The following is a 20,635-nucleotide window of genomic DNA, read 5'->3' on the forward strand; positions in this document are numbered from 1 at the left end:
AAAACCGGAGAATGCCTACCGCTCCCGCATCGCCTCAGTCCGCGCCTTAAGCACCGGCTTCAGCAGATAATCCAGCACCGTCTTCTCCCCGGTAATAATGTCCACCGTCGCCACCATCCCCGGAATGATCAGCAACGGTTTCACGTCCCCGCCCAAATGGTTTTTATCGGTGCGCACCTGAATCAGGTAGAAGCTGTTGCCCTTGTCATCGGTGATGGTGTCAGCGCCGATCAGTTCCAGCTTCGCGCTCAGCCCGCCGTAGATCGTGTAGTCGTAAGCCGTGAATTTGACCATGGCTTTCTGGCCTGGATGCAGGAACGCGACGTCCTGGGGGCGGACCTTGGCTTCTATCAGCAGGTTGTCTTCCAGCGGCACGATTTCCACCATGTCGCTGCCCGGTTGGACCACGCCGCCGATGGTATTGACCTTCAACACCTTGATGATGCCTTTGACCGGCGAGGTCACCGTGGTGCGCGTTACGCGGTCGTCGATGGCGATGCTCGATGCCGTGATTTTCGACAGGTCGGTGCGTTTTTCATTCAGCTCTTTGGCTGCGTCCGAACGGAAGGATTGTTCCGACTCGTCGATCTTGCTCCTGATCTCGGCAATCGCCGATTCAGCCCGGGGAATCGCCAGGGTGGTGGCGTTCAGCGAGCCGCGGATTTCCACGGCGCTGCGTTTGAGCCGCAGGATCTCCACCGGCGACACGGCGCCGGTCTTGACCAGTGGCTCGGACATGTTCATCTCTTGGTTGACCAGCGCCAGGCTGGAACTGTACTGCCCGGCTTTCGAGCGGAATTCCGCCAGTTCCTGGGCTTTTTGCCTCAGTTGTTCTGACAGTGTGCGCTGTTCGCTGGCCAGTCGGCGTTGCCGTTGTTCGTACAGTGAGCGCTCGTCCTCGGCCACTTGTGGAGCCTTGGCGATCACTTCGTCCGAGAGCTTGAAAGGTCGGCCTTCGGCTTCCGCCGACAGTCGCTCGACTTGCGCGGTCAGTGCATAGCGATCGGCCTCGCTTTCGCCCTTGTTCGACAGGTAGCGGGTGTCGTCGAGGCGCAACAAGGTATCGCCCTTGCTGACCATTTGCCCTTCGCGCACGAAGATCTCGGTGACGATGCCGCCCTCCAGGTTCTGGATCACCTGAACCTTGCTCGACGGAATCGCCTTGCCTTCGCCCATCGTCACTTCCTGCAACACCGCGAACTTGGCCCAGACCAACGCGCTGATCAACAGCGCGGCCGCCAGCCACACGGTCACCCGCGACCAGCGCGGCGAGTCCTGCAATGAAGCGCCGGCGGTTTCCGGCATGAATTCGGCTTCGGCGCTTTTGCCGAAACTGTCGAAGTAGCCGCGATCTTTCGAAGAATCCGATGAAGCAGACATGGGCAACTCCTAGACCGCCGCAGAGCCGACACGGCCCTTGCGCAGTGCATCGATGACCGCTTCTTTCGGCCCGTCGGCGACGATCCGCCCGTTGTCCAGCACCACCAGCCGGTCCACCAGGCTGAGCATCGAGGTGCGGTGAGTGACCAGCAGCACGGTTTTACCCTGGACCCAGCCGTGGAGTTTTTGCCGCAGTACGTCTTCGCTGCTGTTGTCCATGGCGCTGGTAGGTTCGTCGAGCAACATGATCGGCGGGTCGAGCAACAACGCCCGGGCCAGCAGCACAGCCTGGCGTTGGCCACCGGAGAGCAATTGCCCGCGCTCGCCCACGGGGCGGTCGAAGCCTTGCGGGTGTTGCCGGGCCAGTTCGGTAACGCCGGTGAGTTCGGCCACTTCGAGCATGCGTGCGTCGCTGATGTAGCGCGCGCCGAGGGTCAGGTTGTCGCGCAGGCTGCCGGCCAACAGCGGCAGGTCATGGGCGACGTAACCGATTTGATGGCGCAGGTCAGCGACGTCGAGTTGCCGCAGGTCCAGGCCATCGAGCAGCAACTGGCCTTCCTCCGGCTCATAAAACCCCATCACCAGTCGCCCCAAGGTGCTTTTGCCCGAGCCGCTGCGACCAATGATGCCGATGCGCTCGCCGGGTTTGACGCTGAAACTGATGTTGGCCAGCGCCGGGGCGTTCTGGCCGTTGTAGTGGAAGGTTACGCCGACCACATCCAGCGCGCCTTGCAGTTGGGTGCGCTCCAGCGGCCTTTGCCGGGCATCGCGCTCCTGGGGCAACGACATCAGCGCATCGGTGCTTTTCATGGTCAGTTGGGCTTGCTGGTAGCGGGTGATCAACCCGGCAATTTGCCCCAGCGGCGCCAGCACCCGGCTGCCGAGCATGTAGGTCGCCACCAGTGCGCCGACGCTGAGGTTGCCGGCGATGATGCTGTAGACCCCGGCAACGATGGTCGCCATGCCGGAAAACTGCTGGATGAACAATGTGCCGTTGGTCGCCAGCGCCGAAAGGTTGCGCGCGTGGCTGTCGAGGCGGGTGAGGGCGCCGTGCGTGCTTTCCCATTTGTGCTGGCGCTCGCTTTCGGCGCTGCACGCCTTGAGGGTTTCCAGACCGCCGAGGGTTTCGATCAGCAACGCCTGGCGTTCGGCGCCAAGGCTCAGGCTTTTCTGCACGGTGTCGCGCAGGCGTGCCTGAATGATCATGGCGAAGATAATCGTAATCGGAAACGCCAGCACCGGAATCACTACCAGCCAGCCGCCCAGCAGGCCAATCACCACCAGCATCAGCAGGGCGAAGGGCAGGTCGATCAGGCTGGTCAGCGTGACCGCGGTGAGAAATTCCCGCAGGCCCTGGAAGTCATGGATGCTCTGGGCAAAGCCGCCGATGGTCGCCGGCCGCGCTTTCATCGCCATGCCGGTGATGCGTTCGAACAAGGTTGCCGAGAGAATCACATCGGTCTTCTTGCCGGCAGTGTCCAGCAAATGCGCGCGCACCACCCGCAGCACCAGTTCGAAGCCGGTGCCGATCAGCAGGCCGATGGACAGCACCCACAAGGTCGACGTGGCCTGGTTCGGCACTACGCGATCATAGGTCTGCATCACGAACAGCGGCACCATCAGGCCCAACAGGTTGATCAGGAAACTGGCGAGAATCGCATCGCTGTACAGCCATTTCGACAGCTTCAGGGTGTCACGAAACCAGGCCTGTACGCGGGGCACGAGTGGCGAGCGCAGGTCTTCGAGTTCATGCCGTGGCCGGGCGAACAAGGCCTGGCCGGTGTAGTGTTCAGCCAGCTCCTGCGGGCTGATCCACTGTTCGCCACCATCGGCTTCGCTGGGCAGGATCAGCACCCGGCCGTCCTCGCCATAACGGCGCAGGACCGCGGTGCGGCCATTGTTGAGCAGCAGCATCACGGGCAGGTTGAGCGGGGAGATGTCCTTGAGGTCGCGGCGCAGCAGGCGCGCCTGCAAACCGGCCCGGGCCGCTGCGCGGGGCAGCAGGTCCAGGCTCAGGCGTTGGTGTGCCATTGGCAGCCCGGCACTCAGGCTGGCGCGACTGACGGTCGCGCCATGAAGTTTGCAGAGGATCAACAGACCGTCCAGAAGCGGGTCATCGAAGCTCAGGCGCGGATCGACACCGGTGTTGCCGGGTTCCATGCTGGTCACATTGATCGCTCCCGTGCACTACTTCAGTTCAGGCAAACGAGCGTCGCTCTTCACTTCGGCCTGGGCGATGGCATCGGCGGGCAGTACGACCCGCTGCTTGCTCAGCAGCTGGCCCATGTTCGCCAGTACACGGTACATCGAAAACTCTTCGGTGTAGCGCACTTCGGTGTAGCGGCGGTTGGCGTTGTAGAGTTCGTTTTCGCTGTCCAGCAGGTCGAGCAGGGTGCGTTGGCCGAGGCCGAACTGGTCTTGATACGCCACGCGCACGCGTTTGCTGGTGTCGGCGTATTCACGAGCGGTCGGGGTTTGTTTCTTGGCATTGACCATGGCGTTCCAGGCCAGGTGAATGTTTTCGTTGAGCTGGCGCAGGGCGTTGTTGCGGATGTCCATCGCCTGATTGATCTTGTGCGCATCCGATTGCAAACGCGCCTTGTCGCTGCCACCGCGGAACAGGTTGTAGTTCATCACCACGCCCACCCGCCATTCGTTGTCGTGGCCTTCTTCACCGGCAATGTTGTTGTTCGCGCCCACCGCGGCCTCGGCGTCGAAACGTGGGTAGAACGGCGACTTGGCGACTTCGTACTGGCTCTCGGCCGATTGCACGTCGGCCTGGGCGGATTTCAGGTACGGGTTGTTGTCCACCATGCTTTGCTGGGCTTCTTGCAACGTGGCCGGCAGTTCGCCGCGGGTCGATGGCGGTGTTTCCAGTTCATCGGGCAGACGCCCGACCACGGCGTAGAAATTCGATTCGGCGTCGGCCAGGTCGACCTCGGCGGTGTCGAGGTTGTTCTCCGCCAGCGCCCGACGAGCGGTGGACTGGTCGGCGTCGGCGCTGCTGCCGATCCCGCGCTCGGTGCGCAGGCCAATTTGATCGTTGACCCGCAAATGCGCCTGCAGGTTGTTCTTGGCCAGCGTCGCCAATTCGCGGCGCTTGAGCACTTCGAGATAGACCTCGATGGTGCGCAGGGCCAGATCCTGAGCGGTGCCCTGAGCGTAATAGGCCCGGGAATTGACCACGCCTTTGGTGCGCTCGACTTCGTTGGCGGTATTGAAGCCGTCGAAGAGCATCTGCCGCAGACGCAGTTCCGACTGGGTGTAATTGAGGATTTCGGTGTGGTGATTACCGAATGCCCGGGTGTTGGTGTTATCGCTGTACCCGCGCCCGTACGCAGCATTCAAGTCAACCGACGGATAAAAGCCCCCCTTCGCGACCTTCACGTCTTCGTCAGCCGACAGACGGCTGTCCACCCGCGACGCCAGTTCCGGGTGTGTGGCGATGGTGCTTTGAATGGCTTCGGTCAATGACATGGCATGTGCTTGAGAAGTGCAGGCCATGGCCAGCAGAACCGCGCTGCAAAGGGGGGTTAAAAGGCGCATGGAGCATCTCCCTGATTCCTGATGGTGCTTTATAGGTCGCCAATTATTTGACGACATTTATAGGTAAACCGTTTCACGCGTTTTACAGAAGAGCTAAGAACATTCTGGAGCGAACCTAAGAAGTGTTTCTCATAAGACTTATGCCGAAAAAAACTTATGCGCTCTGCAAAATCCAGCACATTGTTCACTACGAAAGCCCTTGATTTATGAGCTTTAGGGCGCTCGTCAGGGCAGGTAAAAAGTTCCGATCCACTTATCGACATAGGGCGGAGAAGTGCTGGAGGGGAGGGAAGCGTAGCGGAATTGGGTGACGGTTTTTTGTCACTCGGGTGATTCAGAACCGTTACGCATCGCTCGCAGGGCAACGTGTTTGCGATGTGGTCCCGATGCCTTTGATTGCAAAGGGGTTTGTTGCGCAACGAAACGTGGTCCGTGGGCAACACCCAGGCGGGATCGTCGCCAGGTCAGCGGCTTACTCAGGTAAACCCGCTGACCGGTAGATGATCCGCCGGGCAACCCGTTGAGCCATCCATGAGCATTGCTCCGCGCAATAAAAAAAATGCCGACAGCGGTTGGCAGCGGAGGAAATGCACATGGCTACGCTCATCGGTATCGTCAGTAAGATCGTCGGGCAGGTGTTCGCGGTTTCAAGCGACGGCACGCGTCGTGCCCTGATTGAGGGAGACCGGTTATTCGCCGGTGATCAACTGACGACCGGGGCCGAAGGCGCGGTGGCGGTGCATTTGCAGAATGGCCAGGAACTGACGCTTGGACGGGGCAGCAGCCTGCAAATGACGCCACAGTTGCTGGCTGATCACGCGCCCCACGTCGACACGGCCGAAGCGGTGACGCCGAGCCAGGCGCAACTGAGCGATGTCGAGCAACTGCAAAAAGCCATTGCCGCCGGTGACGACCCGACGCAAACCGCTGAAGCCACCGCGGCTGGCCCGTCGACCGGTGCACCGGGTGGTGCGGCGGGTGGCGGACACAGTTTCGTGATGCTTGAAGAGGTCGGTGGTCGCGTCGATCCGAACATCGGCTTTCCCACTGCCGGTTTCGATGGCATCCCCGAGCTTCCCGAAGAGCGCCACGATGGCGATGCCGATCCTGATGCCGGCACGCCAGCGGCAGCGATCGAGCCGGTCGTTCCTCCCGTCATCCCACCGGTGGCGAACGAGCCGGTCGTTCCTCCCGTCATTCCTCCGGTGGCGGACAATCCCGTCACCCTCAAGGGCCTGTCGGTGGAGGGCGGTGAACTTACCGTCAACGAAGCCAATCTCGCCGACGGCTCGGCCAGCAATCCTGGCGCACTGACCCAGAACGGCACGTTCACCATCACGGCTCTCGACGGGCTGAGCAGCCTGAGCATCGGTGGGATCACCGTGATCAGTGGCGGTGCGACGGTTGGCTTCCCGCAGTCGATCACCACCCCGTTGGGCAGCACCCTGACCATCACCGGTTACAACCCGGCCACTGGCGTTGTGAGTTACAGCTACACCCTCAACGGCAACGAAACCCATACGAGCGGTGACGGCACCACCCTCAGCGAACACTTCACCGTGGTGGCCAGCGACAGCGATGGCGACACCGCAACCGGGTCGCTGGACATCAACATCACCGACGACGTGCCAAAAGCCATCGACGACGGTAACGGCGTGGCGTCGGAAACCCAGCTGACCCTCAACGGCAACGTGCTGACCAACGATGTGCAAGGCGCGGACCGTGTGGCGGTCGGTGAAAACGCCGGGCCGATTACCCCCGGCACTTTCGTCGGCACTTACGGCACCTTGGTGCTGAATGCCAACGGCACTTACACCTATACCCTGAACACCAGTGACGCCGATTTCAAAGCCCTGCATGGCGGTGGCAACGGCACCGAAACGTTTACCTACACCTTGACCGATGCCGACGGCGATTCCAGCACCGCCAACCTGGTGCTGAACATCCACAACAACGACGATGGCGTGACCATCGACGGCCTGAACGTCGAAGGCGGTGAACTGACCGTCTACGAAAAAAACCTCAGTGACGGCACTGACCCCAACACACCGGCGCTGACCCAAAGCGGCACGTTCACCATTACCGCGCTGGACGGCGTGCAAACCCTGACCGTTGGCGGTATCGCTGTCGTCAGCGGTGGCGTGGTCGCAGGCTTCCCGCAATCGGTCGTCACCCCGCTGGGCAGCATGCTGACCATCACCGGGTTTGATCCTGTCACCGGTGTTGTGAGCTACAGCTACACCCTGGTCGATAACGAAAATCACCCGACTGGCAATGGCACCAACAGCATTTCCGAGCCGTTTGCCGTGGTGGTGACCGATGACAACAACACCACCGCCACCGGTGAGTTGAATGTCAACATCGTCGATGACACACCGACGGCCAAAGCCGATTTTGATTCGGTACAGGAAGGCGGCACCGTCCGCGGCAATGTGCTGGATAACGACATCGGCGGGGCGGATGGCCCGGCGGCCAGTGGCGCGGTGGTCGGCGTGCGTGCCGGCGGCGACACTTCGACTTCGGCCATCGGCGGCCTGAACAGCCAGATCAACGGCACCTACGGTTACCTGACCCTCGATGCCAATGGCAGCGCGGTCTATCACAGCAACCCGAACGCAGTCAGCGGTCCCGGCGCGGTGGATGTGTTCACCTACACCGTACGCGATGCAGACGGCGACGAAAGCACCACGACCATCACCATCGACGTCTACAACAGCTGCCTGAAAGCGGTCAGCGACACCGATGTGACCGTCTACGAAAAAGCCCTCGACCTGAACAAGGACGGCCAGGACCTGGCCGCTGGTACGGTCGTTGGCAGTCAACCGGGCAACACCGGTGAAACCGCGTCCGGCACGTTGGTCGGCTCGGTCAGCGGCGCAGTGGGCGCGGTCACCTATGCGCTGGTCGGCAGCGCTACCGGGGCGCACGGGCAAATCGTCCTCAACCCGAATGGCACCTACACCTACACCCTGACGTCGCCAGCGAGCACCACACCAAACGCCAATGACGGCCCGAACGTCACTCACGAAACCTTCACCTACCAGGCCACCGATTCTCTCGGCAACACCGTCACCAGCACCATCGTGGTGAACATCGTTGATGACGTGCCGACGGCCAAAGCCGATTTTGATTCTGTACAGGAAGGCGGCACGGTCCGCGGCAATGTGCTGGATAACGACATCGGTGGCGCCGATGGCCCGGCGGCCAGTGGCGCGGTGGTCGGCGTGCGTGCCGGCGGCGACACTTCGACTTCGGCCATCGGCGGCCTGAACAGCCAGATCAACGGCACCTACGGTTACCTGACCCTCGATGCCAATGGCAACGCGGTCTATCACAGCAATCCGAACGCAGTCAGCGGTCCCGGCGCGGTGGATGTGTTCACCTACACCGTACGCGATGCCGACGGCGATCAAAGCACCACCACCATCACCATCGACGTGTACAACAGCTGCCTCAGAGCAGTCAGCGATACCGATGTAAAGGTCTACGAAAAAGCCCTCGACCTGAACAAGGACGGCCAGGACCTGGCCGCTGGTACGGTCGTTGGCAGTCAACCGGGCAACACCGGTGAAACCGCATCCGGCACATTGGTCGGCTCGGTCAGCGGTGCGGTCGGTGCGGTCACCTATGCGTTGGTCGGCAGCGCTACCGGGGCGCACGGGCAAATCGCCCTCAACCCGAATGGCACCTACACCTACACCCTGACGTCGCCAGCGAGCACTTCGCCGAACGCCAACGATGGCCCGAACGTCACTCACGAAACCTTCACGTATCAGGCCACCGATTCTCTCGGCAACACCGTCACCAGCACCATCGTGGTCAACATCGTTGATGACGTGCCGACGGCCAAAGCCGATTTTGATTCTGTACAGGAAGGCGGCACCGTCAGCGGCAACGTACTGGACAATGACATCGGCGGCGCCGACGGTCTCGGTGCCGTGATCGGCGTACGCGCTGGCGGCAATACCTCGACCCCGGCGGTGGGCGGGCTCAACACGCCGATCAACGGCAACTACGGTTACCTGACCCTCGATGCCGATGGCAACGCGGTCTACCACAGCAACCCGAATTCGGTCGCTGCACAGGGAGCCACCGACACGTTCACCTACACCGTACGCGATGCCGATGGCGACCAAAGCACCACGACCATCACCATCGACGTCTGCAACAGCAACATCAAAGCCGTCACTGACACCGACGCGACGGTCTACGAAAAAGCCCTCGACCTGAGCAAGGACGGCCAGGACCTGGCGGCCGGCACGGTCACCGGCAGCGAGCCGGGCAACACCGGTGAAACCGCTACGGGAACACTGGTGGGTTCAGTCACCGGCGCGGCGGGAGCGATCACCTACACCCTGGTCGGCAGTGCCAACGGCGCCTTTGGGCAAATCCTGCTCAACCCCAACGGCACCTACACCTACACCCTGACCTCGGCACCGAAAACCACGCCGGGCGCCAACGATGGCCCGAACACCCTGAGCGACAGTTTCACCTACAAGGCCACCGATGCAGGGGGCAACAGCACCACCAGCACCATCGTGGTCAACATTGTCGATGACGTGCCCAAGGCCGTGGCCTCGGAGCGTTCGGTGGCAGCGGTGGAAATCGACACCAACCTGCTGCTGGTGATCGACGTGTCCGGCAGTATGGCCGACTCGTCCGGCGTATCAGGGTTGTCGCGGCTGGAACTGGCCAAGCAGGCCATCAGCGCCTTGCTCGACAAGTACGACGACCTTGGCGACGTCAAAGTGCAGATCGTGACGTTCAGCAGCAACGCCACTGACAAGACGTCGGTGTGGGTGGACGTGGCGACTGCCAAGGCGATCGTTTCCGGTCTGTCGGCGGGCGGCGGTACCAACTACGACGCGGCGGTGGGCGTGGCGCAAGACGCGTTCAACACCAACGGCAAACTGACGGGCGCACAGAACGTCGGCTACTTCTTCTCCGACGGCAAACCCAATGAAGGTTCGATCGGCACACAGGATGAGGCGAACTGGAAAGACTTCCTCACCGACAATCAAATCAAGAACTACGCGATCGGCTTGGGTAAAAACGTCGACAACGATGCCCTCGATCCACTGGCCTATGACGGCACCGGCACCGGCACCAATACCAACGCGGTGATCGTCACCGACCTCGGTCAACTCAACTCGGTGCTCTCGGGCACCGTGATCGGCGCACCGGTCACCGGTTCGCTGCTGGGCGAGGGCGGTACGTTCGGGGCGGATGGCGGCTTCATCAAAACCATCACCGTCGACGGCACCACGTACACCTACGATCCGAAAGGCAACAACAACCAGGGTTTGCTGAACTTCAGCGGCGGCACCAACCACGGCACGTTCAACACCACCAACAACACCCTGAGCATCGCCACCGACAACAAAGGCACCCTGGTGGTGAACCTGGACACCGGCGAATACAACTACGTGTCGCAGAAAACCACGTCGGCGGTGCTCACCGAAAATATTGGTTTCACCGTCAGCGACAACGACGGCGATCTGGCCAACTCGACGCTGGTGATCAAAGTCATTCCGAACGCGCCACCGGTGGCCACCGATGACCACATCATCACCAACGTGCTGTCCAACAGCGTGACAGTGCCGGGCGAGTTGCTGCTGGCCAACGACACCGACGCCGACGGCGACCCGCTCAAGGCTTCGCCAACCACCTTCAACACCGGCTGGGTCGCCAAGGGAGCGGATTTCATCGGCACCGGCGCGATCGACTTCTCCGGCATCGGCGTCAAACCGAGCAACCAGAGCCTGAGCAATGTGCGCGGCTCATTCGCGGCCAACACCGTAACGATGACCGCCCTGTTGGTGATCAGTGGCTACCTGGGCCCGGTCACCGCCGCTAATACCAACGATGAGGACCGCATCACCGTCAACCTCAAGCAGGGTGAAACCCTGAATCTGGACCACAACCTGGCGGCCGGCCATATCACCATGGAGTACTCCATCAACGGCGGCGCCTGGATTCCCCTCGCCGATGGCCAGACCATCACAGCAAACGCCGATGGCGTTTACCAGATTCATGTCACCAACATTGCCAACGTCGGTGGCGGCAGCGGTGCAGGCAACGCGGAAGCCTATCAGCTGACCATGAAGCTCGATTATTCCGGCGCCCACGACAGCACGCCGGACTACCACGGCAGCTACACCGCCAGCGACAGCCATGGCGGCAGCGACAGTGCCAACGTGGCCATCAGCTACCAGGACGGCCACACCCTCACCGGGACCGCAGGCAACGACACGCTGGTGGCAGGCAACGGTGACAACGTCATCAATGCCGGTGACGGCAATGACATCCTCACCGCCGGCACCGGCAACAACACGCTGCATGGCGATGGGGGCAATGACTTGCTGTTCAGCGGTATCGGCAATGACCTGCTGGACGGCGGCACTGGCAACGACACCGCCAGCTACGCCCATGCCACTTCTGCGGTGACGGTCAACCTGGGCCAGAGTGGACCGCAGAATACCTTCGGCGCCGGCACCGACACGCTGACCGCCATCGAAAACCTCATCGGCTCCGACTTCAACGACAAACTGACCGGCGACAACAACAGCAACATCATCACCGGGGGCCTGGGCAACGACGTGCTCAAGGGCGAGGGCGGTGACGACTTCCTGATCGGCGGCCTGGGCAACAACACCCTGACCGGCGGCAGCGGCGCCGACACCTTCCAGTGGCTCAAGGGTAACAGTGGCCATGACGTGATCACCGACTTCACGCCGGGCACCGACAAACTCGACCTGTCGCAATTGCTGCAAGGAGAAAACAGCACCGCGGCTTCGCTGGATGACTACCTGCACTTCACCGTCAGTGGCAGCGGCGCGTCACTGGTGACTAGCATCGACGTCAGCGCCATGGCCGGCGCGGCAGCGAACCAGACCATCGACCTGGCGGGCGTCAACCTGGCCAGCCATTACGGCGTCACGCCGGGGGCAGGTGGGGTGATTTCCGGAGCGGACACGGCGACGATCATCAACGGCATGCTTAATGATCATTCGTTGAAGGTGGATACTGTTTGACCTGAAAAATGTGGGAGCAAGGTTGCTTGCGATTGTGGTGGCCCCGTCAACATCATTGTTGAATGGGAAACCGCTATCGCGAGCCGGCTTGTTCCCACAGGTTTTTTCGTGAGGCTCACATCGGCTCCGGCGGCCCGATCAATCTTCCCATCACCCCGAACACCCCCAACTCCCTGATCGCTTCCAGCTCACCCTGGGTCTCGACCATTTCCGCAATCAACGGTAGATCAATGCTGTTGGTCGCCCGGTAAATCGCGTCGATGAACAGTCGTTTGTCCCGCTGCTGATCAATGTGGCGGATATAGGCCCCATCGATTTTCAAGTACGCCAGGCCCAGTTGAGTGAGGTTGCCGATCTGGCTGAAGCTGCCGCCAAAATGCTGCAGGCCGATGTGATATCCGGTGTCGAGCAGGCTGTGGCTCAGCCGCTGCAATTCGTCGGGCGGCGGCAGTTGGCGTTCGTCGATTTCCAGGGTCAGCAACGGTGCCAGTTCCGGCAGTGATTCAAGCATGTCGAGGATCAGTTGCAGCTGCGACTGATCGCGCAAGGTGCCGCCGGACAGGCTCAGCGCCAGCGGCCAGCGATTGACGGCGAGGTAGTCGAGTGTCACCTCGAGCATTGCCAGGTCGAAGCGTGCCGACCAGCCAAGTCGCTCGATCCACGGCAGGAAATGCCCGGCGGCAATCGCTTGGCCCTGCGGGTCGAGCAGCCGTGCGAGGACTTTGTGATGCAGCACCTCACTGGTGTCGGCGCACTGCACCACCGGTTGAAAGTACAGCTGTAGTTTGCCTTGGGTCAGGGCGTCGTCGATCCAGCCGCGCCAGTCATGTTGCGAGTGGTTCGGTGCAGTCTCGCCATGGCTCAGCAGCATCCAGGGTCGTTCCGGGTGTTGGCGGGCCTGGGTCAGCGCCTGATCGAGTCGCATCAGCACGTCACTGGCCGGTTCGCCGGGGTGATAGGCGACGATGCCCAGATGCGCGACCGGCATGCAGTCACTGGCACCGGTCAGGCGCAGGTTTTCCAGGGTGGCGCTGATTTCTGCGGCCAGATGTTCGGCGTCTTCGGTGTTCAGGCCCGGCGACAGCAGGCTGAATTCGCCGCCACGGTTGCGCGCGGCCAGCCAGGTACGACGCTCCGGCAATAAGGTCAGTCGCTTGAGCAGTTCGCCGACCGCACTGATCAACGCATCGGTGCGTTGACCGCCCAGGCGTTGGTTTAGCCCGCTCAGATCATTGATCTGCAGCGTCAGCAAATGACCGTGGCAATGTTGCTCGGCGACCAGCAAATGGTCCGCCAGTTGTTCATCCAGCATGCGCCGGTTGGCCAGCCCGGTCAGGCTGTCCTGATAGGACTCGCTGCGCAGTTTTTCACTGCGCGCGGCCTCTTCGGTGAACAAGGCTTTGAGCTTCTCGACCATCTGGTTCATCGCCAGCACCACGCGTTTCAGTTCCGGCGTGCGTGGCAGTTTCGGCAGGCTCAAAAACTCGCGTTTACTGATGGCTTCGGCCTGTTTGACCAACGATTCGAGAGGACGAAGTTGCCGACGCAACAGCCAGCCACCGAACACAGCGCTGAGCAGTCCGCAGACCAACAACCAGATCAGACTGCCGAGGGTACTGTCCCAGAGCTTGGCCAGGGCGAACTGCGGATTGCTCAGCACTTCGACCCGGGCCGCCTGCTCCCAGCCGCGCATGATCAGCGCGTCGCCACCCTCGTGACGCAAATTGACCAGGCTGACAAACCAGCCCGGCACGCCTTTGGTCCGCGCCGGAATGCTGCGTTCTACCAGCACTTGCTGATTGTCGATACTGACGATGCGGATGTTGCTGAAATAGCCACTGTCGAAAATCGAACTGACCATCAACTCCATCATCGCGGGGTCATCGATCTGCGCGGTCAGCGAAAGCCCGAGCGCGGTGGCCGCGTCCTGGGCGTGAGCGCGCAACTGGCCGAGGGTTTGTTCGCGAGAGCTTTCCAGGCTGACAAAAAAACTGCCGCTGAACGCCACCAGCAAGAACAGGCAGATGGCGAGAAACAATTGATTGCGCAGTTTCATTCAACGCTCCTTGCTGCGGCCTTCAGCCATCGCCCACGGCGAAGCCTTCGGCCTGCATCTTTTGCAATACGTCTTGCCAGCGCGACAGCTTTTTCGAGTCGCTGCTGCGTTTTCCGCCGTTGGCGCCCGGCAGGTACAGGCCTTCGGCATTGAAGGCGTACACCGGCAGCAGGTCTTTGCGTTGCGAGGCGGGGCGGATGTCGCCAATCAGGTTGTCCAGCACCAGCGGGTCGGCGGTGGGGCTGCTGTAGAAGGTGAGCACCATGTGCGCCTGATTCTGGGTCAGGGCCTTGACGTAGGTGATGCGTAGTTTTTCGCTGGGAATGCCGAGTTCGCGCAGGCTGAAATATTTCGCCAGGGCGTAGTCTTCGCAGTCGGCAGCACCCTTGATCAGGGCTTCGACGGGCGTGGCCCAGTAATCGGTCTGACGCCAGATGCGTGTGTCGTCCTGGAAGTTGAGTTGTTGATTGAAGAAGCGATTGACCGCGGTCAGTTGCTCGCGCTCAGGCGCATCGCGCTCGCTTTGCAGCAGTTGACTCCAGGCCTCGATTCGCCCACGCGCGGGGCCGAGGGTGCCGTAGCGTTTTTCGGCGGTTTGCAGGATCTGTGTGAAATTCCAGTCGGCCCAGACAGTGTTCAGTCCGGCTAGCAGGAAAGCGGTCAGCAGCAGCCATCCGCCGAACCGAAGTCGGGGCGTTGGCCATCCTGGACTACGCGGACCGCGGGGCATGTCAGGCTGCTCGGATGCAGATTTGTGAAGTCTAGGTGGTGTTTTTTGAAATGTGGGGTTGGTCGTCGGGCGGTTTTTTTTGATGGTGTACATATCCGTTACCGCAGAAACGGATATGTACACCAAAACACCAACCAAAGACTCAAGACTTGCGCAAAGTCTTCTGCCGAAGAATATAAATCGTCACCAACACCGCACTGGTCAACATGAACCCCCGCGCCCAAGGCATCGGCACCAGATAGCAGGAAAACAGAATGCTCGCCCACATCAGCCCAATGGCATAGACCTTGCCCTTGAGCGGAATCCCATTGCCATCGAGATAATCGCGAATCCAGGGCCCAAGCCGCGGATGATCGACCAGCCATTGATAGAAACGCGGCGAACTGCGGGCGAAACAGGCGGCTGCCAGCAACAGGAAGGGAGTAGTGGGCAACACTGGCAGGAAAATCCCGATCACCCCCAACGCTACGCTCAGCCAGCCGATGGCCAGCAGCACGTAGCGCAACATCAGTGAGCGGTTGCCTATGGGGTTGTCCATAGGCAGGACCTTAGTGGTGACGAGGCTTGAGGATCGCCGGTTTTTCGTCTGGCGCGTTGCACAGCAGGTACAGCGCGGTCAGGGCTTCCGGGATCTGCACAATCATGTCGTCCATCAGGTTGGCATCTTTGGCGATGTCTTCGAACTCAGGCTGCTCGTCGAACAGGCCCGAGCCGACCATGATCGGCAGCAGCATTTCGCTGACTTCTTCTTCGGCGCTTTCGAACCAGGCCGCTTCACGCAGGAACACGCCTTCCATGAAACCGATGCACCAGCCGCGCAATTCGGAGTCGTCCGGGTCGTCGCCCAAGTCCAGATCGCACGGCAATTCGAATTCTTCATCCGAAGCCAGTTGACGAGCGATGTGAGCCTTGAGGCCGATCAAAGTGGCTTCGATCTCTTCGCGTTGAGCTTCACTGCTGTAATGCGGCTCTTCGGCAAAGAGGGCATCGATCCACTCACGATCGGGAACGACTTCGGAACAGATCGACAGCGCAGTGAGGTAGCCGTGGGCGGCCACGTAGTCCAGCGCCTCGTCATGCAGTTCATCGGCGTCGAGGAAGACTTGCAGGCGGGTAAGTTGCTCAGCGAAGGACATTAAAGGACTACCTTGGGGAATATTCGATGCGGGAATTCTAGGCCTTCTTGAGCGCTTGGGCCAGCCGCAAGGCACATTTGCACTTCCATGTGTCTTCTCAGCGGCGCCCTTTGCCGGACAGGGCTCGGGTATACTCGCGCGTTTTGTGATGCCCTGCCGGCTTCTTGGCTGAAATGTGAAGCGTCATGCAATGCGCACTTACGATTTGTCGGTGCAGCGTCGCGGGTTCTGAACCAGCCTGCAGGGATGTTTCGGTGATTTTTGGAGTTTTTATGCTCGAACAGGCTCAACGCGTCCTCAAGGACATCTTCGGCTACGACAGTTTCCGTGGCCGCCAGGGTGCAATCATTGAGCGCGTGGCCAGCGGCGGCGATGCCCTGGTCCTGATGCCTACCGGTGGCGGCAAGTCCCTGTGCTTCCAGGTCCCGGCGCTGTTGCGCGAAGGCCTGGCGGTGGTGGTCTCGCCGTTGATCGCATTGATGGACGATCAGGTCGCCACCCTTGAAGAGCTGGGCGTGGCTGCCGCTGCGTTGAACTCCACTCTCAGCGCCGAGCAGCAACGCGATCTGGCGGCCCGCATCCGCCGCGGTGAAGTGAAAATGCTTTACCTCGCGCCAGAACGCTTGGTCCAGCCGCGCATGCTCTCCTTCCTGCAAGGGCTGAACATTTCCCTGTTCGCTATCGACGAAGCGCACTGCGTGTCGCAGTGGGGCCATGACTTCCGTCCGGAATACCTGCAATTGGGTCAGTTGGCGGAAATGTTCCCCGATGTGCCGCGCATCGCCCTGACCGCCACCGCCGACAAGCGTACTCGCGAAGAAATCGTCACACGCCTGCATTTGCAGAATGCCGAGCGCTTCCTGTCGAGCTTCGACCGGCCAAACATTTTTTACCGCATCGTGCCCAAGGAACAGCCGCGCAAGCAGTTGCTGGCGTTCCTCGCCGAGCGGCGCAGCGACGCAGGCATCGTTTACTGCCTGTCACGGAAAAAGGTCGAGGAAGTGGCCGCGTTCCTCAGCGAGCAGGGCTTTCCGGCGCTGCCGTACCATGCCGGCCTGCCCAACGATCTGCGCGCCTATCACCAGAAACGCTTCCTCAATGAGGAAGGCCTGATCATGGTCGCCACCGTGGCGTTCGGCATGGGCATCGACAAACCCAACGTGCGGTTTGTCGCGCACCTGGACTTGCCGAAATCCCTTGAGGCTTACTATCAGGAAACCGGGCGCGGCGGCCGTGACGGTCTGCCGGCGGATGCCTGGATGGCCTACGGCCTGCAAGACGTGGTGATGCTCAAGCAGATGCTGCAGAACTCCGAGGGCGACGAGCGCCACAAGCGCCTGGAGCAGCACAAGCTCGACGCCATGCTGTCGCTGTGCGAAGAAACCCGCTGTCGCCGCCAGACCCTGCTGGCCTACTTCGACGAAGACATGCCCGAGCCGTGCGGTCATTGCGACAACTGTGTCGACGGTGTGCAAACCTGGGATGCCACTGAGCCTGCCCGTCAGGCACTGTCGGCGATCTACCGCACCGGCCAGCGCTACGGTGTCGGGCACCTGGTGGATGTGTTGCTGGGCAAGGACAACGAAAAGGTTCGCAGCTTCGGCCATCAGCACCTGTCGGTGTTCGGGGTCGGCAAGGCGCGGGCCGAAGGGGAGTGGCGATCGCTGTTCCGCCAGTTGGTGGCTCGCGGTCTGGCCGATGTCGATCATGAGGGCTACGGCGGTTTGCGCCTCAGTGACACATGCCGGCCGCTGCTCAAGGGAGAAGTGACCCTGGAGCTGCGCCGCGACCTCAAGGCGCAAACCACCGCGAAAAGCAGCAAGAGCCAGGCGAGCCAACTGGTCCGGGGCGAAGAGCGCGAACAGTGGGAAGCCTTGCGTGCCCTGCGGCGCAAACTTGCCGAAGAGCATGGCGTCCCACCGTACGTCATTTTTCCCGACTCGACCTTGCTGGAAATGCTGCGCAGCCAGCCAACCTCGCTGGCGGAAATGGCCACGGTCAGTGGCGTCGGTGCGCGCAAGCTCGAACGCTACGGCGAGGCCTTCCTCGAAGTCCTTGGCGGTCAGGTCGAGGCGCCGAAACCCGTGGCCGATGTGCGCCACGAACTGATTACCCTGGCCCGCGCCGGCATGACGCCGTTGCAGATCGCCGGTCAACTGCAATGCTCGGAAAAGAACGTCTACACCATGCTTGCCGAAGCCATTGGCAAACAGCAGTTATCGCTGGAGCAGGCACTGGATTTGCCCGAAGAGCTGATGGGCGAAGTTCAGGACGCGTTCCTTGACGGTGAAGGTGAGTTGCCGCCCGTGTCGGAGATTTCCACACTGTTTGCCGGACGGGTGCCGGAAGGTGTTTTGTATTGCGTTCGGGCCGCTTTGCAGTCCGAATTTGAAATTTGAGTAATAGCGCTCACTGATGTAACGATTCAGTAAAGAACAGTCCTTGCCTCCAGTCGAGGCTCATGCTTAGCTGACTAATAATTAGTTTTCACTATTTCAGTCTAATCATGAGTGTTTTATGCCGTTAACCGATCAACACCGCTTTGGCATGCAATTGGCCCAGATGTCGCGCGGCTGGCGCGCCGAACTGGATCGCCGACTGGCTGGCCTCGGACTGTCCCAGGCCCGCTGGCTTGTGCTGCTGCATCTTGCGCGTTTCGAAGAGGCCCCGACCCAGCGTGAATTGGCGCAGAGTGTTGGCGTCGAGGGTCCGACCCTGGCGCGCTTGCTCGACAGCCTGGAAAGCCAGGGCCTGGTACAACGCCAAGCGGTGCTGGAGGACCGTCGGGCGAAGAAAATCGTCCTCTGCGCCCCGGCGCTTCCCCTGATCGAGCAAATTGAAACCATTGCCACTCAACTGCGCCACGAACTGTTCGAAGGCGTCGATGAGGCGGATTTGCGGGTCTGCATGCGGGTTCATGGGCACATCCTGGGCAACCTTGAAAAATCTTGAGGCATAACCCCACGCCAGGTTTTTGAGATGCCGCGTTGAGCCGACTATAAGAACTACTGCGCAATATCGTGTTCGTACCGGATGTGCGAACACGTGCAGGTTGGTTCTGGTTACCTAAGGGATGCTCATGCTTGAAAGTCGGCGAGTCGTTGTGCGGTGTTGTTTTCGGTGGTTGCTGGTCGCTGCTGCTGTCACCTGGTCGGCCCTGGCGCCGGCGTTGGGCCTGGGTGAGATCACCCTGCACTCAGCGCTGAATCAGCCGCTACGTGCAGACATCGCTATGGTGGACGCCGCCGGTCTGGAAGAGGGCGAGCTGTCGGCCAAGCTGGCGACGGCGGATGAGTTCAATCGTGCGGGTGTCGAGCGGGTGCTCTTCCTCAACGATCTCAAGTTCACACCTGTCTTGCGGGGCAACCGCAGCCTGATCCAGGTCACGTCCAACAAACCGGTCAATGAACCGTTCCTGAATTTCCTCGTGCAACTCAATCAGCCCAACGGCCGCGTGCTGCGCGAGTACACGGTGTTGATCGATCCGCCGGGGACGCCGGGCATTGAGCCCGCCACGGATGAACCGGTGGCCAGCCGTCCATCTTCGGCCTTTCCGAGTGTCCCGCCCGCCGTCGCGCCAAAGTCTGCTCCTAAGGAACCGCTGCCAAAACCTGTCGCTGCACCCGTGGCGGATCCTCTCGCAGAGCAGCTGGCCGCGAGCGTCCTGCAGAACCAGCAATTGCAGGCCACCATCAATGAACTCAGCGCGAAACTTCAGGCTCAGGACGAGCAGATCGCCGCTGAGAAAAAACAGCTGACCGAATTGCAAGCCCGATTGGCCGAGGTCAGGCACGTGCCGCCGGAGCCCGTTGCACCTGTTGTTGAGGCTCCTGCGCCTGTGGTTGTCGAAGAGCCCGGGACAAACTGGCTGTTGATCGGCGGCTTACCGGGGCTGCTCGCGTTGGTGATTCTGGCGGTGTGGGTTCGTCGGCAACGACAGCAAGATCAGGCAACGTTCGTCTCGACCACCGATCCGTCTCCCCGGCATGAACCCTTACCCGATCACACGTCAAAACCTGCGGTACAAGCTGGCGCACTGCAACCCACACATACACACCACGAAGAAACACCCGCGAATGATGTGCTTGAAGCGGTCGCGATTTACCTGACGTACGGCCGCTATGGCGAGGCAAGCGTCCTGTTGCGAGAGGCGATGATCAAAGACCCGCAGCGCATCGATGTTGCTGTGCAATTGCTGGATGTTCTCGGTAAACAAGGTGATGCAGCTGCATACGCGGTGCAGGAAGCCAGCCTGCGCAATGCCGGGTTCGACGGGCAGAAACTTCAGGAGATACGTGCGCATCATCCAAAACTGGGACCGATGGCTGTGATGCCGGAGCCGATGCCCAAGGACGAATTCCAGTTGAATCTGGATGACCTGTCGATGGACACGAATTGGGACCTGGACCCGATGGAAACCACTTCCTCTTCTGGCAAGCCATCGAGCGTGCCAATGCTGCCCGAGCCGGAGATAGACTGGGAAATCGAGCCGGTTGCCCAATCCCTGGACGACAGCTTTCTTGAGGCATTCAGCGAGCCGGATCAGTCGTTCGAACTTGTGCCACTGAACCTGGAATCGACCGGGCCGGGTAACGCAGGCAAACTGGAACAGGCCCAGACCTGCATCGATGACGGTGACCTCGACAGCGCCATCGAACTGCTCAACGAGCTGCTCAAGGACGCCGATGAGCCGCTGAAGCAGACCGCCCGAAGTTTACTGGCCGGAATACGATAACCTTGGGTATCGAGATCG

General features: G+C 61.0%; 11 protein-coding genes. 4 read left to right on the forward strand and 7 right to left on the reverse strand.

Annotated elements, in window-relative coordinates; all coding sequences use genetic code 11:
• Positions 1-15: 15 nt before the first annotated feature.
• The 3 genes from ACNYC6_RS20925 to ACNYC6_RS20935 are packed head-to-tail and all read right to left on the reverse strand — an operon-like array spanning position 16 to position 4,926.
• On the reverse strand, positions 16-1,380 hold the full coding sequence (locus ACNYC6_RS20925) for an HlyD family type I secretion periplasmic adaptor subunit (RefSeq protein ID WP_419708968.1): 1,365 nt from the start codon (positions 1,378-1,380) through the stop codon (positions 16-18).
• A 9-nt stretch (positions 1,381-1,389) separates the two neighbouring features.
• Positions 1,390-3,549 carry a type I secretion system permease/ATPase gene (locus ACNYC6_RS20930; RefSeq protein WP_338582434.1) on the reverse strand — a complete coding sequence of 720 codons (2,160 nt, stop codon included), beginning with the start codon at positions 3,547-3,549 and terminating at the stop codon, positions 1,390-1,392.
• A gap of 18 nt (positions 3,550-3,567) precedes the next feature.
• Positions 3,568-4,926 (reverse strand): TolC family outer membrane protein, encoded by a 1,359-nt coding sequence (locus tag ACNYC6_RS20935; protein WP_419708969.1) that lies wholly within the window; start codon positions 4,924-4,926, stop codon positions 3,568-3,570.
• Between the two features lie 593 nt (positions 4,927-5,519).
• Between ACNYC6_RS20935 and ACNYC6_RS20940 the strand changes: the two genes are divergently transcribed.
• Positions 5,520-11,960, forward strand: coding sequence for a retention module-containing protein (locus tag ACNYC6_RS20940; RefSeq protein ID WP_419708970.1), 6,441 nt, complete (start codon positions 5,520-5,522; stop codon positions 11,958-11,960).
• A gap of 115 nt (positions 11,961-12,075) precedes the next feature.
• Here ACNYC6_RS20940 and lapD read toward each other — a convergent pair whose 3' ends face one another.
• From lapD to ACNYC6_RS20960, 4 genes are all read right to left on the reverse strand, one after another.
• Positions 12,076-14,016 carry a cyclic di-GMP receptor LapD gene (gene lapD, locus ACNYC6_RS20945; RefSeq protein ID WP_419708971.1) on the reverse strand — a complete coding sequence of 647 codons (1,941 nt, stop codon included), beginning with the start codon at positions 14,014-14,016 and terminating at the stop codon, positions 12,076-12,078.
• Between the two features lie 22 nt (positions 14,017-14,038).
• On the reverse strand, positions 14,039-14,746 hold the full coding sequence (gene lapG, locus ACNYC6_RS20950) for a cysteine protease LapG (RefSeq protein WP_419708972.1): 708 nt from the start codon (positions 14,744-14,746) through the stop codon (positions 14,039-14,041).
• Between the two features lie 142 nt (positions 14,747-14,888).
• Complete coding sequence (locus tag ACNYC6_RS20955; protein WP_419708973.1) at positions 14,889-15,284, reverse strand: YbaN family protein; 396 nt, start codon at positions 15,282-15,284, stop codon at positions 14,889-14,891.
• A 10-nt stretch (positions 15,285-15,294) separates the two neighbouring features.
• Positions 15,295-15,882, reverse strand: coding sequence for a YecA family protein (locus tag ACNYC6_RS20960; protein WP_338582428.1), 588 nt, complete (start codon positions 15,880-15,882; stop codon positions 15,295-15,297).
• 272 nt (positions 15,883-16,154) lie between these two features.
• On the opposite strand from ACNYC6_RS20960, the gene recQ reads away from it, so the two are divergent.
• The 3 genes from recQ to ACNYC6_RS20975 all read left to right on the forward strand — a co-directional run bounded on the left by recQ (position 16,155) and on the right by ACNYC6_RS20975 (position 20,617).
• Positions 16,155-18,281: a DNA helicase RecQ gene (gene recQ / locus ACNYC6_RS20965; protein ID WP_419708974.1), complete on the forward strand. Its 2,127-nt coding sequence runs from the start codon at positions 16,155-16,157 to the stop codon at positions 18,279-18,281.
• 118 nt (positions 18,282-18,399) lie between these two features.
• Positions 18,400-18,834 carry a MarR family transcriptional regulator gene (locus ACNYC6_RS20970; RefSeq protein WP_338582426.1) on the forward strand — a complete coding sequence of 145 codons (435 nt, stop codon included), beginning with the start codon at positions 18,400-18,402 and terminating at the stop codon, positions 18,832-18,834.
• A 127-nt stretch (positions 18,835-18,961) separates the two neighbouring features.
• Positions 18,962-20,617, forward strand: coding sequence for a FimV/HubP family polar landmark protein (locus ACNYC6_RS20975; RefSeq protein ID WP_419708975.1), 1,656 nt, complete (start codon positions 18,962-18,964; stop codon positions 20,615-20,617).
• Positions 20,618-20,635: the final 18 nt, after the last annotated feature.

It is taken from the genome of Pseudomonas sp. NFX224, assembly GCF_048565165.1.
Classification (GTDB): Bacteria; Pseudomonadota; Gammaproteobacteria; order Pseudomonadales; family Pseudomonadaceae; genus Aquipseudomonas.

Bases quoted from the DNA above. Each gene is read 5' to 3' on its own strand.
- ACNYC6_RS20955 (WP_419708973.1), bottom strand. From the start codon at position 15,284: ATGGACAACCCCATAGGCAACCGCTCACTGATGTTGCGCTACGTGCTG.
- ACNYC6_RS20940 (WP_419708970.1), top strand. From the start codon at position 5,520: ATGGCTACGCTCATCGGTATCGTCAGTAAGATCGTCGGGCAGGTGTTC.
- ACNYC6_RS20925 (WP_419708968.1), bottom strand. From the start codon at position 1,380: ATGTCTGCTTCATCGGATTCTTCGAAAGATCGCGGCTACTTCGACAGT.
- recQ (WP_419708974.1), top strand. From the start codon at position 16,155: ATGCTCGAACAGGCTCAACGCGTCCTCAAGGACATCTTCGGCTACGAC.
- lapG (WP_419708972.1), bottom strand. From the start codon at position 14,746: ATGCCCCGCGGTCCGCGTAGTCCAGGATGGCCAACGCCCCGACTTCGG.
- ACNYC6_RS20935 (WP_419708969.1), bottom strand. From the start codon at position 4,926: ATGCGCCTTTTAACCCCCCTTTGCAGCGCGGTTCTGCTGGCCATGGCC.
- lapD (WP_419708971.1), bottom strand. From the start codon at position 14,016: ATGAAACTGCGCAATCAATTGTTTCTCGCCATCTGCCTGTTCTTGCTG.
- ACNYC6_RS20975 (WP_419708975.1), top strand. From the start codon at position 18,962: ATGCTTGAAAGTCGGCGAGTCGTTGTGCGGTGTTGTTTTCGGTGGTTG.
- ACNYC6_RS20970 (WP_338582426.1), top strand. From the start codon at position 18,400: ATGCCGTTAACCGATCAACACCGCTTTGGCATGCAATTGGCCCAGATG.
- ACNYC6_RS20960 (WP_338582428.1), bottom strand. From the start codon at position 15,882: ATGTCCTTCGCTGAGCAACTTACCCGCCTGCAAGTCTTCCTCGACGCC.